Annotated in this window: 1 protein-coding gene; it reads right to left on the reverse strand. The window is 42.6% G+C overall.

The window, feature by feature from the left end:
* Positions 1 to 152 (reverse strand): TetR/AcrR family transcriptional regulator (locus E0702_RS17475; RefSeq protein WP_132045777.1); only part of this gene is annotated, 152 nt, incomplete at its 3' end.
* Positions 153 to 230 lie beyond the last annotated feature (78 nt).

The raw sequence follows: 230 nt of genomic DNA on the forward strand, positions 1-230 counted from the left end.
CGGACAATTTCTTGTTTATTACGGAAGTGATAATAGAGATTACCAGGGCTGATTTCGATGTGCGCCGCGATGTGATTGGTCGTGATATTCCTTTCACCATGCTCATTAAACAATTCTAGAGCAGCCAGAACAATTTTATCGCGCGTCTTCATTTTTGGCGTTTTCCTTTCAACGATTCAAGTACAGTATATGCGTTAGTGAGATCCGAAGAGCACGCTTCACACTTCCAG

This window comes from Halomonas marinisediminis (assembly GCF_004347715.1).
Classification (GTDB): domain Bacteria; phylum Pseudomonadota; class Gammaproteobacteria; order Pseudomonadales; family Halomonadaceae; genus Halomonas; species Halomonas icarae.